10 protein-coding genes are annotated in these 15450 nt (G+C 60.3%); 3 read left to right on the plus strand and 7 right to left on the minus strand.

Going from position 1 to position 15450, the window contains the following annotated elements:
• Nucleotides 1-16 precede the first annotated feature (16 nt).
• Complete coding sequence (locus MesoLj_RS32370; protein ID WP_140774879.1) at nucleotides 17-1153, minus strand: DegT/DnrJ/EryC1/StrS family aminotransferase; 1137 nt, start codon at nucleotides 1151-1153, stop codon at nucleotides 17-19.
• Between the two features lie 52 nt (nucleotides 1154-1205).
• Nucleotides 1206-1928: a nucleotidyltransferase family protein gene (locus MesoLj_RS32375; RefSeq protein WP_140774878.1), complete on the minus strand. Its 723-nt coding sequence runs from the start codon at nucleotides 1926-1928 to the stop codon at nucleotides 1206-1208.
• A 574-nt stretch (nucleotides 1929-2502) separates the two neighbouring features.
• Here MesoLj_RS32375 and MesoLj_RS32380 point away from each other — a divergent pair.
• Nucleotides 2503-3177: a LuxR C-terminal-related transcriptional regulator gene (locus MesoLj_RS32380; protein ID WP_140774877.1), complete on the plus strand. Its 675-nt coding sequence runs from the start codon at nucleotides 2503-2505 to the stop codon at nucleotides 3175-3177.
• An 89-nt stretch (nucleotides 3178-3266) separates the two neighbouring features.
• On the opposite strand, the gene MesoLj_RS32385 is transcribed toward MesoLj_RS32380, so the two are convergent.
• A complete protein-coding gene (locus MesoLj_RS32385; RefSeq protein WP_140774876.1) occupies nucleotides 3267-5009 on the minus strand; it encodes a sensor histidine kinase in 1743 nt (580 codons plus the stop codon).
• A gap of 290 nt (nucleotides 5010-5299) precedes the next feature.
• Here MesoLj_RS32385 and MesoLj_RS32390 point away from each other — a divergent pair, with 290 nt between their 5' ends.
• Entirely contained in the window at nucleotides 5300-5977 is a 678-nt protein-coding gene (locus tag MesoLj_RS32390; protein ID WP_140774875.1) for a helix-turn-helix transcriptional regulator, read from the plus strand.
• 182 nt (nucleotides 5978-6159) lie between these two features.
• Complete coding sequence (locus MesoLj_RS32395) at nucleotides 6160-7290, plus strand: NAD-dependent epimerase (protein ID WP_244735237.1); 1131 nt, start codon at nucleotides 6160-6162, stop codon at nucleotides 7288-7290.
• A 224-nt stretch (nucleotides 7291-7514) separates the two neighbouring features.
• Here MesoLj_RS32395 and MesoLj_RS32400 read toward each other — a convergent pair whose 3' ends face one another.
• The 4 genes from MesoLj_RS32400 to asnB form a co-directional block, all read right to left on the minus strand.
• Nucleotides 7515-8717: an acyltransferase family protein gene (locus MesoLj_RS32400; RefSeq protein ID WP_210346663.1), complete on the minus strand. Its 1203-nt coding sequence runs from the start codon at nucleotides 8715-8717 to the stop codon at nucleotides 7515-7517.
• A 214-nt stretch (nucleotides 8718-8931) separates the two neighbouring features.
• Nucleotides 8932-11166, minus strand: coding sequence for an oligosaccharide flippase family protein (locus MesoLj_RS32405; RefSeq protein ID WP_202323883.1), 2235 nt, complete (start codon nucleotides 11164-11166; stop codon nucleotides 8932-8934).
• Nucleotides 11167-11239: 73 nt separating this feature from the next.
• On the minus strand, nucleotides 11240-13450 hold the full coding sequence (locus MesoLj_RS32410) for a GumC family protein (protein WP_202323884.1): 2211 nt from the start codon (nucleotides 13448-13450) through the stop codon (nucleotides 11240-11242).
• Nucleotide 13451: 1 nt separating this feature from the next.
• Nucleotides 13452-15449 (minus strand): asparagine synthase (glutamine-hydrolyzing), encoded by a 1998-nt coding sequence (asnB, locus tag MesoLj_RS32415; RefSeq protein ID WP_202323885.1) that lies wholly within the window; start codon nucleotides 15447-15449, stop codon nucleotides 13452-13454.
• Nucleotide 15450 lies beyond the last annotated feature (1 nt).

Here is a 15450-nt window from a genome sequence, read left to right on the forward strand (position 1 = left end):
GAGAGATCTGATGCATTCATGCCGCGGTTCCTGTCTGAGCGCCGCTGCTAAGCGCGGCTGCCAGCGCAGCCACAACTGCCTCCGCGACAGGCGACGTGATCTGGGGGTGCAGTGGAATTGTCAGCTCTCGCTGGGCAAAATCCTCTGTACGCGGCAAATGGGTGTCGGGATAACGCTCACGATAGAGTGTCATCTGGTGCACCGGCGGATAATGGATCGTGGTCTGGATCCCCAGCGCCCGCAATTCGTCGATAACATCCTGCCGCCTCGCATAGCGCGGCAGGAGGATCGGCATGATGTGGTAAGCCGACGTCCGGGGTTCGCTGAAGGGAACCGTCACGGCAGGGCAGCGTTCCGCGATGAGGCGCCGGTACAGCACGGCCAGGATGCGCCTGATTTCGTTCCACTCCTGCAGGTTCTGCAGCTGAACCAGTCCGATCGCCGCCCGCAACTCATCCATGCGGTAGTTGAACCCGAGCATGGTGACATCATATTGCGGCGTACGGCTGTTCAGCCGCTGATGTGTCCCGGTGGTCATGCCATGCCCGCGGGCCTGGCGAATCCTGTCGAGCAGATCGGGGTCGCGCGCAATCACAGCGCCCCCTTCCGCCGTTGTCATGTTCTTGTTGCCGTAGAAGCTGAAGGCAGCCGCTGCGCCGAATGTCCCCACTTCCCTCAGGCCGGGAGCATGCGCGGCATCTTCGATGATATGCAGCCCTCTAGCCCGGGCGAAACGCTGCCACTGTTCCCGATTGGGGAGGTAGCCCGCGAAATGCACGAGAATGACCGCCTTTGTGCGTGGCGTGCACCGCGCTTCGGCCTCCGCGAGCGACATCAGCGGCACGTCGGCCGACTCGATATCGACAAAGACCGGCGTGGCCCCGACATACAGCACGGCATTCGCGGTCGCCACGAAGGTCAGTGACGGAACCAGCACCTCGTCGCCCGGCCCGATTCCCAGCGCGTGCAGGATGAGATGAAGCGCCGCGGTACAAGAACCGACCGCAACGCAATCCTGTGCGCCATGGATGTCGGCAAAGGCCTGCTCGAAAGCTTGTACCCGCTCTCCCATGGTAAGCCAGCCGCTATCAATCACCTTCGATAGGGCTACCTTCTCCGGTACACCTAGAATTGGTGCGCTCACCAAGAGCATCTTGACCTCCTGAACTGTTATTTGCTGGTTCGGCCTCTGATTTCTGAACTCTTCACGCGGCCGCGGCGGCGACCTCGATCGAGGTCGACTGCTCTTCCCAGGCAATCGCCTGTGCGTTCTGGAAGTCGTCAACGCGACCGATGTCGAGCCAGAGACCGTCGTGCTTGTACACATGCACGGCCGTGCCGCCCTGCATCATCTGGAGCATCAGATCGTCGAACCCGAAAGGGATGCCGGAAGGAATGAACCGCAGGACATCCGGGTTCATGCAGTAAATGCCCATGCTGACGAGATGGGAAAGTGTCGGTTTTTCCCTGAAGAGCTGAACGGCATTGTCGACCTCGTCGATCACGCCGAAGTCCATCTTGATCAGCCGGCAGGCAGTGGCGATCGTGACCGGATCCTTGTGCATCCGATGCGCGGCTACGAACCGGCTGAGGCTTAGATCGGTAAGAACATCGCCGTTGAGCACGACAAATGTATCGTTCAGTTCTTCCCTGATCAGAGACAGAGGCCCGATGGTGCCGAGCGGCTCCATTTCCTGGGTGTATCTGATCTTCAGATTCCATTGAGATCCATCTCCACAGACGCTGCGGATCAGGTGTCCGAGATAGCCGGTCGTGATGTAGACCTCTTCTATGCCGTTGCGCCGCAGCCACTTGAGAAGCAACTCAAGAACGGGCCGGGCTCCGATCGGCATCAAGGGCTTCGGCAAGACCGACGTGAAGGGCCGAAGGCGCGTGCCCATTCCACCACATTGAATCACCGCTTTCATCCGATCCTCCCTGATTTACAATTTGGTTCTGTCCGGGCATCTCGTGTTCGAGTTCATTCGGACTTGGCATCCGGCCCGACCCTCGGCGGCACTCCGAACATCATACGAGAAGGGTATGTGACAGCTGGGGTGGCTGTCGTCGTGCATTCGAATGGCAACGCGCCAACGCTCTTCCGGTATTGAATTTTCCGCGAAATCGAGGCCGGCCTGAGCGGTCAGGACCTGGCCGCGAGCAGCGTCCGCCAAGTGCCGGGATTGGCCTGTGAGCCCCCGGTGAAGGCAGGTGCTGGCATCAAAAAGCCGTGAGGCAACGCGGCCTCTTGTGCTCGATATCGCTCAGCAGGCCGGGCAGCTCGCGCAGGGTTAAAAAAAATAACAGAAGCTTTTTCGCAATTTAGGATTATATTATGCATGCGTGATGTTCGCGGGTGGGGACGCCGTGGATATCACTGTGATGTGACGACTGGTGGTTGATCACGACTTTCAGGATCGCCGCAGTTGTGTCCATCATGGAGGAATGGGAGGTTTCAGCGGGTTTTCTCGTCGGGAACCGAGTGAGCGTTGGGGTAGTTCAATGTATCGGATCGTCATCGCTGACGATCACGGCTTGTATCGGCGCGGCTTGCGGCTAGCACTTACGGCTGGGATTCCGAATGCCGAAATATTCGAGGCTGCGTGCTTCGATGCCGTGGTCAATCTTCTCGAGGAGCAGGCATCCATCGATCTTGCGATCCTCGACCTTAACATGCCCGGACTGTTTAACCAGGAGGTTCTCGGGGATGTTCTGTCGGCCTATCCCGGCACGCGCTTTGCGATCGTTTCGGGGGACGATTCGCGCTCTGAGATACTGACCGCTCTTTCGATCGGACTGCACGGTTACATCGTCAAGTCGCAGAAAGACGAGGAAGTCGTGCTGGCCGTAAACGAGATCCTCTCCGGCCGGATCTATGTGCCGGCGCTATTGTCTCGAGCGTCGGCCGAGAAGCCATATCCGACATTGCCCCCGGCGAAAAATCAAACTCGTCGGAGCGTGAACGGCGCCAATCTCGACAGGCTCACACCGAGACAGCAGGACGTCCTCAAACTGATGGCGGAGGGGTATTCGAACAAGGAGATCGCCCGCAACCTGGATATTGCGGAGGCGACAACGAAAATCCATGCTGCTGCCGTTCTGCGCGAGCTCGGCGTCCGAAACCGGACCGAAGCAGCCGTTTTGCTGCAAAGCTGGCTGTCGAGGAATGTCAACTGACGGCCATCGCTCAAGGCGAGCGGTTTGGGTGACATGCACGGGACAAGAGCTTAAAGCGTGTCACCAGATCGTCTCACAGATGACGCGCTTCAGAGTTCGATTTCCTTCCGCGACAGCCGCAATGAATACCGCAGTCCGTGCTCCGATATTTCCAGTTTCGGGGAATGACCGACAAGCGGCGTGCCGTCGACGCCGATTATCATGGAACCGAAACCGTGGCGCACGACCTTTGCGTTCTTCCGCCGCCCCGATTCCACCCAGTCGAACACGAGATCGTCGCCCGCGCCGTCGGATGCGAATTGCCACTTAACCTCGACCTTGCCTTGTGAGTCACCCAGCGCACCGTGTTTCACGGAGTTTGTCGTCAGCTCGTGAAGTATCATCGCAAGGCTCTCGGCGGCGCCACCTGGTACTAAAACGGAGGGGCCGCTGATCGTTATATCCCGTGTTTCCTTGAAGGGCTGCAGTTCCTGGGCCACGAGCTCGTGGAGCAACCCTGAAATATTGCTATGACCTGAAAGGAGCATGTGCGTCGCTTCCAGCGTTCTGATCCGATCGATCAGCATTTCCTTGTATTTGGCAACGTCGTTCTCGGGAACATTGATCATCTTCACCAGGGCCGTGATGACCGGGAACAGGTTGCTGAACCGATGGCGTTCTTCGCGCATGATGCGCTCGCGCTTCTTCACGGCAGCGCGAAGAAGCGTGGTTTGTCGACGCTCGGTGAGATCGGCAGCCACCCCGATGCGCAACGGTCGATCGCCGTGTTTTTCCTGCCGACCGCGCATGGCAATCCAGCGCACATGGCCGTCCGTCCGCCGGACACGGATCTCGATGTCGTAATTCACACCCGACGATGGTTTTGCCGAGGCCGCCAGCTTCAGCCAATCGGCCGGATGAATCACGGTCGAAAGTTCTTCCAAGGGGCGGACGCGCGTTGGCGGCAGGCCAAGGATGTCCCAGAACTTGTCGGAGCCTGTGACTGTCCCCTCCTTGAGATCGATACGCCACGTACCCAGGCGTCCGGCAGACAGAGCGAGATCAAGCCATTCCTTCTGAGCCCGGAGAGCCTCGCGGGCGGCTCGGCGTTCGGAAATATCGTCGATCACCACGAACACGCTCTCGGTGGACACCTCGTCAGGCCGCGACGAAGACAAGGCCAGGCGAGCCCAGAACGCCTTGCCGTCCTTCCTCAACAGGCGAACATCCGCAGCGGATGACGCGGCGCCATTGCTCAGATCTTTCAACAAATCCCGCACGGCATCTCGATCGTCAGGAAGAACGAGCGCCTCCAGCTCCAGCTGCGCAAGTTCCTCTTCTCCGTAGCCGGTCATCTCAAACAGACGTCTGTTCGATTGCAGCAGTTCGCCACGTCGATTGGCATTCGCAAAACCCAAGGCGGCGCGCTCGAAGGCCCACCGATAGCGGCCCTCGGCAGCATCGATGGCAGCAAGCCTTGCCTCGGCGACCTCGAGCGCCTCGCGCAAATCCTGTCGCAGGCGGTGGAACACAAACGCGATCAGGCCACCCGAAACCAGGAGGAAGATGGCGCGCGTCCAATCCTCCGCAGAGATTTGAGAATTCAGGACGCGCTGTTCCCACAAGCCGGCGGCTGCCATGAGAAGCGTCGCGGCGATGGCGAGCAATCGCCCTTCGAGATATGCAATGATAATAATCGCGGGGATAAACGCAATAAAGGCCGCGTCCTGCCCAACATGTATTGTATTTGTTATCACGAATATTAAAGAGACTGCCAGCACCAACAGCGAAGCTACATGAGCTAACGGGGTGCCTGGCACATTCAATTTCAGTCGACGCAGAACCAAACCCATGCGTCAGCCTACAACCTTCCGTCTAGTCCGTCGAGACTAGGCCGTGAAGGGGCAACCTAGTACCACTGCCGGATTGCCACGCCTTTCCCGGCGAATAAAATCGAGGGTTGGAAGGGCTCATCAGAACGCACATTTCAACGAACGCTGCGGAATCGTTCTGCCGCAGACTTCTTCAACTATGTCAAAACCCAAGACAGAGGAGCGCGCTCTGGGTGATATGTGAAACTCATAGCAAGTAAATGATGCGTAATTTACTTGCGTCAGAAGCAACTAGGGTTGGGGTAGAAGCTATGACACTGATTGACAGGCACAACGACGTGGCTGCGGGCAGCCAATACATCGTACTGAGGAATACTCGCAATGCACGCTCGACACACCTCTCGGATCGATCGGACGCCAGAATTGGCGGGGCACAGCGACGCAGTTTGGAATCCATAACCGGCATGCTCGACCGCATAGGCTGCGGTTATCTGGTGCTGGATCGCGACAGAAAAGTAATCGAATGGAATGGGGCCGCTCAAGACACACTGGAGCGGCAGGGCGAAGCGGCCGAAACGGCCAGCGAGCTTTCCGCGGGGCTAAGGCGGCTGGTCGCGAATGTTCCGGTCCATTTCCAGCCAGGCTCACTCTCATGGGTGGTGATCCGCAGCAGAGGCGACAGGCCGGTGATCCTGAATGAAACGGGCGTCATCGCGCCCGACGGGACGAGCATCGTCGCCTTGCTGGATCGGGAGAACACGTCAGCGGCCAATCCTCAGACATTGCAAAGGATGTTTGGCCTGACCAGCGCGGAAACGCAGTTGGCATTGCGTCTGGCTCAAGGCGACGCGCCGCTGGAGATCGCTCGCAGTTGGCGCCTCAGCCGCACGACGATCCGCTCCCAGCTTGCCTCGCTGTTCGCCAAGACCGAGACAAAGCGCCAGGCAGAGCTGGTGGCTCTTCTGGGGCGCATTTCGGTCCTGCCGTGAGATAGGCAACTTCGCCAGGTGTCGGCATCCGTCCGGATCCACTCGATCGGGAATCGAGCATAGCAACGCAGCCGTGCGGCTGCGTTGCTACGGTCATGGAACTGACGGCACCCTCCATGCCCATTTCGACGCGCGGTCGGACACAGGCAGCGCCTGGAATCTCGAAACAGGAGTGACTTGCTATGGTCGAACTGAATTCGACAGGGCGGAAGCTGGCGGATGCCGCTCGCGTGCAGTCTGACGGCACTGTCTCGGAACTTGCGCGCGCTGGGCCGGTCGTCGTCACAGGTGCCGCTGGGTTCATCGGGTTTCATGTCGCGTCGCGGCTTTTGCGGCACGGCGTCGAGGTTGTCGGCGTCGACAATTTCACGCCCTACTACGATCCAAGGCTAAAGGAAGAGCGATTTGCACGCCTCTGTGCCGAGCCGAGGTTCACTCCCATGCGGATGGACCTCGCGGACCAGGCGCTCGTGAAAGCGCTGTTTTCCGACTTCCGGCCATCGCATTTTGTGCACCTCGCCGCTCAAGCCGGGGTGCGCTATTCGCTCGTCGACCCGCATGCCTATGTGCAGTCGAACATCGTCGCGTTTCTCAATGTCCTGGAGGGTTGCCGGCACACCGGCGTCGGCCATCTCGTTTATGCCTCGTCGAGCTCCGTTTATGGCGCCAATCGAAGCATACCGTTTTCCGAGCACCATGGCGCCAATCATCCGGTCAGCTTCTACGCCGCGACCAAAAGCGCCAACGAATGCATGGCGCATTCCTACAGCCACCTGTTCGGCCTGCCCGTGACCGGATTGCGCTTCTTCACCGTCTATGGTCCCTGGGGCAGGCCGGATATGGCGGTCTATACGTTCACCCATGCCATAGCCGAGGGACGAACGATCGAAATCGCCAATGCCGGCCACGTGTGGCGAGATTTCACCTATATCGACGACATCGTCGAAGGGGTGGTTCGAGTGCTCGCCGCGCCGCCGCGCGCGGATCCCGATTGGGACAGTCAGGCGGCCGATCCCGCCACCAGTTCGGCGCCCTATCGGGTCTACAATATCGGCAATGACCGGCCCGAAGAGATCAACCGCCTGATCGCGATCATCGAGAAGGCGCTCGGCCGCCGCGCGCTTCGCGTCAATGTGCCTTTGCCTCCGGGCGACGTCCTGGAAACCCGCGCCGACGTCAGCGATCTTCGCCGCGCTGTCGGCTTTGCGCCGGCAACCGCACTCGAGGACGGCGTGCAACGGTTCGTGGAATGGTACCGGGATTTTCACGGAAAACCCGCCAGCCGGGAACGACAAGCGTTCATTCCGGCATAGGCGAGAAACGGGTGCCGGCGCGGCAACCGGAAAGAGGGCAACGCCGGTTCATCCACCCAAGCCCATGGGGTTCCACATGCGAACGGATGGCGTTCGCCCTGGAGCAGTTCACCATTCACGGAGATGGCGAACTGCTCTAACTATTTGTTTTGACGGGATTCTTGCGGGAGAACGTTTCACACTTTTCCCGGAATTGCCCTGGCCGGCAGCGTTGTGGTGCTCGATCAGTCTGCCTTGGGATACGCCGGCACCGGAAATGGGCGCAGCTGCGGTCGGGCGCTGGACCCGACTCCCAAGAGACGGCGGGCACGGCCAGTCAGCGGCTTCTCGAACAGGCGGTAGGTGATGAGTGCCACGCCGAAAGTGGTCGCCAGCGCCAACGCGATAAAGGTCCAGGGGCCAAGCACCAAAATCAGGCCGGTTCGCCAGAAGAAGATGCGCATGGCGCGGATCACGAAAGGATGCAGCAGGTAGAGAGCGTAGGACGCATCGCCAACGCCAGCGCCCCATCGCGCGGCCAGGCTTTCCTGCCGCAGCTCGCCAGGTGCCAAGGCAGCACTCCAGACGATGAGAGATGCCGGGATGCCATAAACAACGGGGCGAGCAAGGCCGATCGAGATATCGGGAAATGCCGCCGCGAGCATCAGGGCGGCCAGTCCTGTCGCAGCGACGCAGGCCCTGATGAAGCCGGATGGCCGCAGGGTCGAGGTGCACATGATGCCGATTACCACGCCGAAGGCGAACTCGAGGATGATCGGATCGGTCCAGAACGCGAATGGCTCTCGCAAAGGCGCCGCGAGACGGCCTGCGAGCACCATCCCCACCAGGGTCGTGAGCAGGACCGTGACGGCCCAACGCATGGGGAGCACGATCGCCGCCGCAAACAACACGTAGAAAAGCATTTCATAGTTGAGCGTCCAACCTAGCTCGTAGAGGGGCTGAACGACGCCGTCAGGGCGAGTGGCGGGGATGAAGAAGTAGGATTCAATTACAAACCTGAAATTGATGTAGGTCTGGTTGAGGAAGGTGGGAGCGAGCAAAGCCACGGCAAGATAGAGCGTGGTGACCGACCAATAAAGCGGGACAATCCGGGCTATCCGGCGAGAAAGAAAGAGACGCGCGCCACCCGTCTTTGCGAATAGCTGTCGCGACGTGTGCACCATGATCAGGCCGGAGATCACGAAGAAGATATCGACTCCGGCGCTCCATGGTATCGGATCCCAGGCTTGAAAGGTGCGGCCGGCCTCCGATTCCAGGGTCGCCGCATCATGCTGGGCGTGGCGCAGCGCAACCGAAGTTGCCGCGAGGGCGCGCAGAACTTGGACCTGTGTGAGGGTTTGACGTTGACCGGGCTCGACAGGCGTCGATCTTTCGGACCGATGGCGCATCGAAGACGTCGAGGCCGCCGCCATTGGTTCTTGTCCCATGGATGCTCCGCAGCTTGCCACAACACGGTGACGCGCGTCCGGAACTCACGCATCCTTCATATGACGGACACAGCCGGTAAAATATGATGGCAGCAGGTCTTCAGCCATCTCGGATGTTGCCAAGCCCACGCGCCGCGATGCCGATGAACATGCATCGGGCCTTCGTTCACTGACTGGTCGACGACGGGGACCGGCACCGATGGATGAAGTGCCCTTATTTGCCCGCCCTCAAGAACCAATTCCCTTGCTGGGCGTCAATCGCGTTCGGCCTGATCGAGAGCAGGGCAAAAACCAAGCCCGGCAAGATTTTCAGTCGCTTGCCGATATAGATGGCCATGGCAACGCTCCAGATACTTAGGGCAAGCGCGACACCCACGGCAGCGCCGATCGGGCCGTAGATCGCGACGCCGACGGCACAGGCTATGATGTTGGCCGCGGCGCCGGCGATCATCGTCGTTGCGGCGGCCCATTCGTTTCCAGTCATGGTCAGGAGATTCTGCTGAGGCCCGCACAGCGCGACAAAGACATATCCCAAAATGAGAACACGCGCGATTGGCGCTCCCGCGATGTAGCCCTCACCGAAATAGCTCAAGAACGGTTCGACGATCAGCATCATGGGGATGGCCACCGCTATGGCGCCACCGGCGGAAAGCAACGTAGCCCGTGCGAACAGCTGCTGCAGGGCCTGACGATCTCCCCTGGCATGCAGATCGGCCGCGGTTGGCGAAAACATGGTGGCGACGGCGATGCGAGAGAGTCCCACAAGCATCGCGACATTCAACGCCAAGGCGAAAATACCGGCTTCACGAATATGGTCTGTCCAGCCCAAAACCAGCACCCCTGCCCGGCTGACGAAAACATCGAGCCCGGTGATGAGCATGAGCGGGGGGGCAGCAAACCACCATTCCCTTGATGCATAACTGGGCTGAGTCTGCCGCAAGCCAGATGGTTCGAACCTCCTCGCGGTGATGAAGACCAGCCCAACCGTGAAGGCGGAACTTATCAGCACCGCCACCATCACCGCCGGCGCGTCCACGACCCATAGAGCGGACTTGGCCATGATCGCCACCAATATCAGCAGGAGCCCATCTCGCACGATGCGCTCCGGCAACAGCGCCGAGACGACGCCCCCAAAGGCACGTATGACCGTAGCGCCAATGGCATAGGCGGTAATCAAGGGTACGGCCGCCATGCCAAGCACGATACTGATCTCAAGTCCGCTTCGCATATGATCCGATCGCGCATGATCCGAAAAGAAGAGGACCAAGGCAGCGCCTGTCATTCCGAACAGCGCCGCCGCAAGAAGCGATTTCTGCAGGGCGAATTTTATCACCCCCCGCGCCAGATCAAGCCTGCCGTTGGCTCTGTAGGCGGGCACAAAACGCAACAAGGATACATTGAAACCAAGCGTTGCCAGATAGGCGAGCACTGAAGTCCAAGCCAGAACATAGGAATAGATGCCGTAATTGCCGGGCCCGATGAGACGTGCAATGGCCAGTTGTGCAAGGCTCGTCAGCCCGGCACCTCCGATATATATCATAAGGGCGAAGACGCTTGCCCGAGCGAGCCGCGAGCCGACGTCCTTGTTCCGTCGAGGTGTGGCTATCGAGGGAGGGGCAGCGGGATAAACTGAAGCCTTTCGAGACACGCGACTGTCGAGACCCATGACATGGGTTTCGGGGACGCCTTCTCTTCGGTCTTGACCTGCCAACCCCCTATCCATCCGCGAAAGCGCGGAAATGACTTGCTTCTCGACTGTACAAATACCCTTGAACTTCGATTGACTGTCGACATTGTCGACGGGAATAATTTTTTGGCCGGAAGTCGCGAGAAGACCATTTATGGATTCGAACACATCAACGGAGAGCATATTCACGTTCAAGTCGGCCTCAAAGACCCGCTCCGCCGGCGGTTGATGCTTGATCCGCTGCCGTAAACGGTTCTCCACGACATCCGACGGCACCACCAGCCTGATGGTGAGATCGGCCCGCGGCGCGAGGCTGAGCGCCGTTGCGAGCACATCGTTGTCTGTGTTCCCATTGAAAATCGCCAGCGATCCAATCGCTTGAACGTATCCCTGGTCGAAAATTATAATATCAGGCGATTGCCTGGCCCGGCCCCAGCAATGCGAAAGATGCAAAATATATCGCCAGATTCGAGCACGCCAGATTCGCTTCTTTGGTGTTATCAATCTTACCATCGACAGCGAAATCGACAGATCGTTCGCTATCCCGCCCGAGGAAAGCAATATTCTTAGAGTGGAGAATATTGCCGACGCGATTCTCGTGATGAACAGAACGATTCCAAGATCAAGGCTTCCCGCCCTCGTGCTGGGCTTATAGCTGAGGGCGACCTTGGCGTTATAGCCTTTCCCACGCAATTGCTCTGCCAGCGCGTGTGCAAAGGTTGTTTTGCCGGATCCTGGCGGTCCAAAAAATTCAATGATCATTCCGGGTCAGGTCCGATTGCGGGAACGCACCTGGTTCCCTGTGGTATTTGGCGGAAAGCGGAGGCACGGCCCATCAAACCTTCGCCAACAGGAGGTCGGCGTTATCCCCGAGCCGGTAGCCGCCGTGCCTCTTTAGATTCACCTGGGTGAGCACGCTCCCTACTGGAACGGCAACGGATCCACCGCCCCGGAGCGACTCCAGAACACCACGGGCAATGCTGCGCCTCGTCCTGTCCCAGCGAACGGCGAAAAGCACCGCGTCAGCCCAGCGCTTCAGAAGTCTGGTTTCGGGGCCGCCGAGTCCCAGGGGCCCGTTCATGATGACGACGTCGTAGACCGAGAGCAGTTCATCGGTGAACTGGGATTTGTCGACCGTCGACAGAAGTGTCAGCAGATCATCCGAAGGGGCTGGGGCGGCCATGAGGTCGATGCCGACTTCTGGCATTCTCGTGATTGCATCCTGCAGCGCGCAGCGTTCACTCACATAGTCTCCGAAGGAGTTGTGAGCCTTGATGGTGCTGAATTCACCACGAAACTCGTTCGTGAGCCGCACGTCCTTGCGATCGAGGTCGAGGAAAAGCACCCTTCCGCCCAGTCTCGTTGCCGCCAGCGCCAGGCTCCATGCCAGCTCTGTCTTGCCCTCGTCCTGGATGCTGGACGTCACGAGGATGATATGCGGCGGCTGACCCCTGCCCTGAGTGGGCGCCGCGGTGACGAGAAGGGACGTCGCGGCTCGACTGAACGGTGAGTTCTGCTGACCCAGTACCAGATGCCGCAGCTGTCTCGCATGAAGTCCCGAAACCTTGGGAAGCAGCCCTATGCACGGAATCCCAAGCTCGGCTTCGGCTTCAGCTTCGCTGCGCAAGGTCTGATTGAAGTTGTTGCGGATCAGAACGAACACCGCCCCCATCAGGCCAAACACGATCATGCCGGGTGGAATCAGGAAAATTGGCGACAGGGTCTTGGGATTTGACGGCGCCCATGCCGTCGAAAGGACAGCCACGCCTGGCGAAGGAGCGGCGATGCGCCGTATCAGATCCTGCTGGCGGCCAAGCAGCTCGTTGTAGTGCTGTGTCACGATGGCCACCTGCGGCTCAAGGGCACGCAATCCGGAAAGCTGGCTCGCGGTGTCGGCCACGGCCGCGTCGAGCACTCTCTTGCGGTCCTCGAGAGCCGCGACCTGCGCGCGGTAGACATTTGCCTCCGCGGCGATGTGTGCGATGGCCTGTTCCATCTCGAGGGTGATCGCGCTGCCCGGATCGCCGTCCGCAGCAACCGGCTGGCGTGCCATCAGGTCCGTCAACACAGGCGATCCGATCTCTTCAGCTATGGCCGAGACAGAGGCGCCCGCCTTTCGCAGGTCCTCGATATGGCTAAGGCGCGATTCCGAGGCGGAAAGATTGGCCTTCGACAAGAAAATCTGCCGGCCGAGCTCCGCTGTTTCATTGGCTGCGTTGTTGGCCGCACTTTGATCGACGGCGCCGTGTGTCAGCCGGTAGGTCTCCAGCCGATCGGTCGCGGCGACCAGATCCTTTTGTACTTGCGGCAGACCGGCGACCAGCGACTCAAGCTCGAGCTGATCCGATGCACGACGTTTCTGCACGAGGTCTTCGATATAGACCTGAGCGAATGTGTTGGCGATGAGCGCCGCACGCGCCGGACTGGCATCGGTGAAGCCGATGGTGATGACGCGCGAGCGCAGCTCTTGTCCAACCCTCATCCCGTTCCGCAGCGTCTTCAGCTCGGCGGCATCGGCGGCATCAGCTGCTTCCGGACTTCCCGCCGCCGGCTTGCCCTGCGACCAGATCCGGTTCAGGAGATTGCTCACGAATGAGCCAGTGGCGGGCGGGACGGCACTGATGCCGCTCTTTCCGGCAGCGTCGGCATCCTGAGCCTTGCGTAGTGCCACCAGAACTCGACGCAGGTGGGCTTGCGACGAGAGCATCGTCAGATGGTCATCTATACTTGAATCCAGCGAGTCTTGAACGAGCGCCGCGCCACCCGGATTGCCGGTGCTTGGGGCGTCGATGATGACCTGCGTCGTCGCCTCGAACAGCACCGGACGGGTAAGGCCCGCCAGGCCGGCCAGGATCCCACCCAGAAGGGCGATGGCAAGCAACAACCATTTTCTCGTCGCCAGGGTGGTGACGAGCTGATGGAAGGGAGACGATGGTTGCATATGCTCGCGCGGCGGTCGCCTCATCCGCGAATTGGTGTCAAGCGTAGCGACGGCCATTTGCGTAGCGCGCGGAAGTCTGGCGCGGCTGGCTATGGAACCTTCCATCTCAATCCCCTGTCAGTTCGATATCGTAAGAAAGATGCGTTGCCGGCGCCGATGGCCGCATGGCTTCGTTGCGCCACGCCTGGAACATCAGCAGCGGCCACAAGTCGCGGAAATGATCCTGGTTTCCACGCAGGTGATCGCGCCAACATGCGTCGACCTTCGCACAGTCGATGACCCCGTCTGCGGACAGGCGTATCGTGGCGATGATGTCGGTTGCCCAGTCGCGCAGGGGTCCTTTCAGCCAGGCCCCGACCGGAACGTCGAAACCTTGCTTCGGCCGATCGACCAGTGAGCGCGGGACATAACGATCGAGGAGCTGGCGAAGGATCCATTTGCCCTTGCCATTACGGACCTTGGCACTGGTCGGAAGGCGCCAGGCGAATTCCACGACGCGATGGTCCAGGATCGGGCACCGCCCCTCGAGGCTGTTGGCCATGGTGGCGCGGTCGAGCTTCACCAATATGTCGCCCGGCAGATAGCCTGTCATGTCGTCGAACAGGAGACGCGAAAGCAGGTCGTCGAGCTTTGCCGCGACGGCAAGCGATGCCGGCGGCTTGTGATGAAGGAGGCTGTTGGTAGAAGACCCCGTCAGTTGCCGAAGCAGTTCGTCTTCATCTCGCGCCGCGAGCAGGGCGGCGAGGCGGTTCAACCTGTCACCGCGCAATCCGTGCCGCATACTCGCCGAAAGCGGCAGGCTGCCGAAGATGTCTCGGTGGGAGGCCTGAGCCAGCAATCCAGCCCCCGCCGCCAACATTCGACGAAACGATGATGGCAGCTCATGCTGCCTTCTGAGGCGGGTTGCCAGGAAGTGCCGGGAATAGCCCGCGAAACACTCGTCGCCACCATCGCCCGATAGCGCCACCGTTACGTGCTGCCTGGCGAGGCGCGAGACCAGCAGCGTCGGTATCTGCGACTCATCGGCGAACGGCTCGTCCCAGATCCGCGGCAGTTCCGGAATGACGTCAAGCGCCGCGGCCGGTGAAAGGTGAAGCTCGGTATGATCGGTGCCCAGATGCCGAGCAACCGCGGCCGCATGGGGAGCCTCGTCGAACCCGCTCTCGCCGAACGCTATTGTGAACGTGCGAACGGGCTTCCGGGACTGTGCCTGCATCAGGGCGACGACCGCCGAGCTGTCAATTCCGCCCGACAGGAAGGCGCCAAGCGGGACATCTGCAATCATGCGTTCCTTGACGGCAAGGCTAAGCAGCCTGTCGAGCTCCGTCGTAAGCTCCTCGTCACTGCCGGCGATCGGGTTCCGCTGCGCCTTGCTGGCGACATCGGCCAGCGACCACCAGCGGCGAACACGATGCGCAAGCGACCCGGCGCCGCGGGCATTGGCGAAATCCGCCGCCGTCACCGACAGGACTGAACCAGGCGGCAGCTTGAACACGCCCTGCCAGATGCAAAGGTCATCCGGCACCCACCCTTTCGAAAGCATCGTCGCCGCCGCATCGACGTCGAGTTCAGGGTTGAAGCCCGGGAAGCTCGTGATCGCCTTCAGCTCCGAGGCGAAGACGAGCGCTTCACGTGTCGAGGCGACATAGAGCGGCTTTTTGCCCATTCGGTCGCGGGCGAGGTGGAGAATCCGTTTCTTCAGGTCCCACAGCCCGAAAGCGAACATGCCGGCGAACCGCTGGAGTGCCGTATCGAGGCCCCAGCTCTCGATCGCGCACAGCATGACTTCCGTGTCGCTGGTGCCGCGGAAATGGTGGCCCTCCCCCTCCAGTTCGCGACGCAGATCGCGGAAATTGTATATTTCGCCATTGAAGGTGATGACATACCGGCCGCTTGCGGAGTGCATCGGCTGGCGACCCGCCTCCGAGAGGTCGACGATGGCCAGGCGCCGGTGGCCGAAGGCGATCCCGGCCTCACGGCTCATCCAGAATGCCTCGCCATCAGGCCCGCGATGACGAAGGGCCATCGCCATCGGCCCGATCGCCCTGAGGGCATTGGTATCGGCTGCATCTGGCGCCAAGAGAATTCCGGCGATCCCGCACATT

The organism is Mesorhizobium sp. 113-3-9, from assembly GCF_016756515.1.
In the GTDB taxonomy this organism is placed as follows: domain Bacteria; phylum Pseudomonadota; class Alphaproteobacteria; order Rhizobiales; family Rhizobiaceae; genus Mesorhizobium.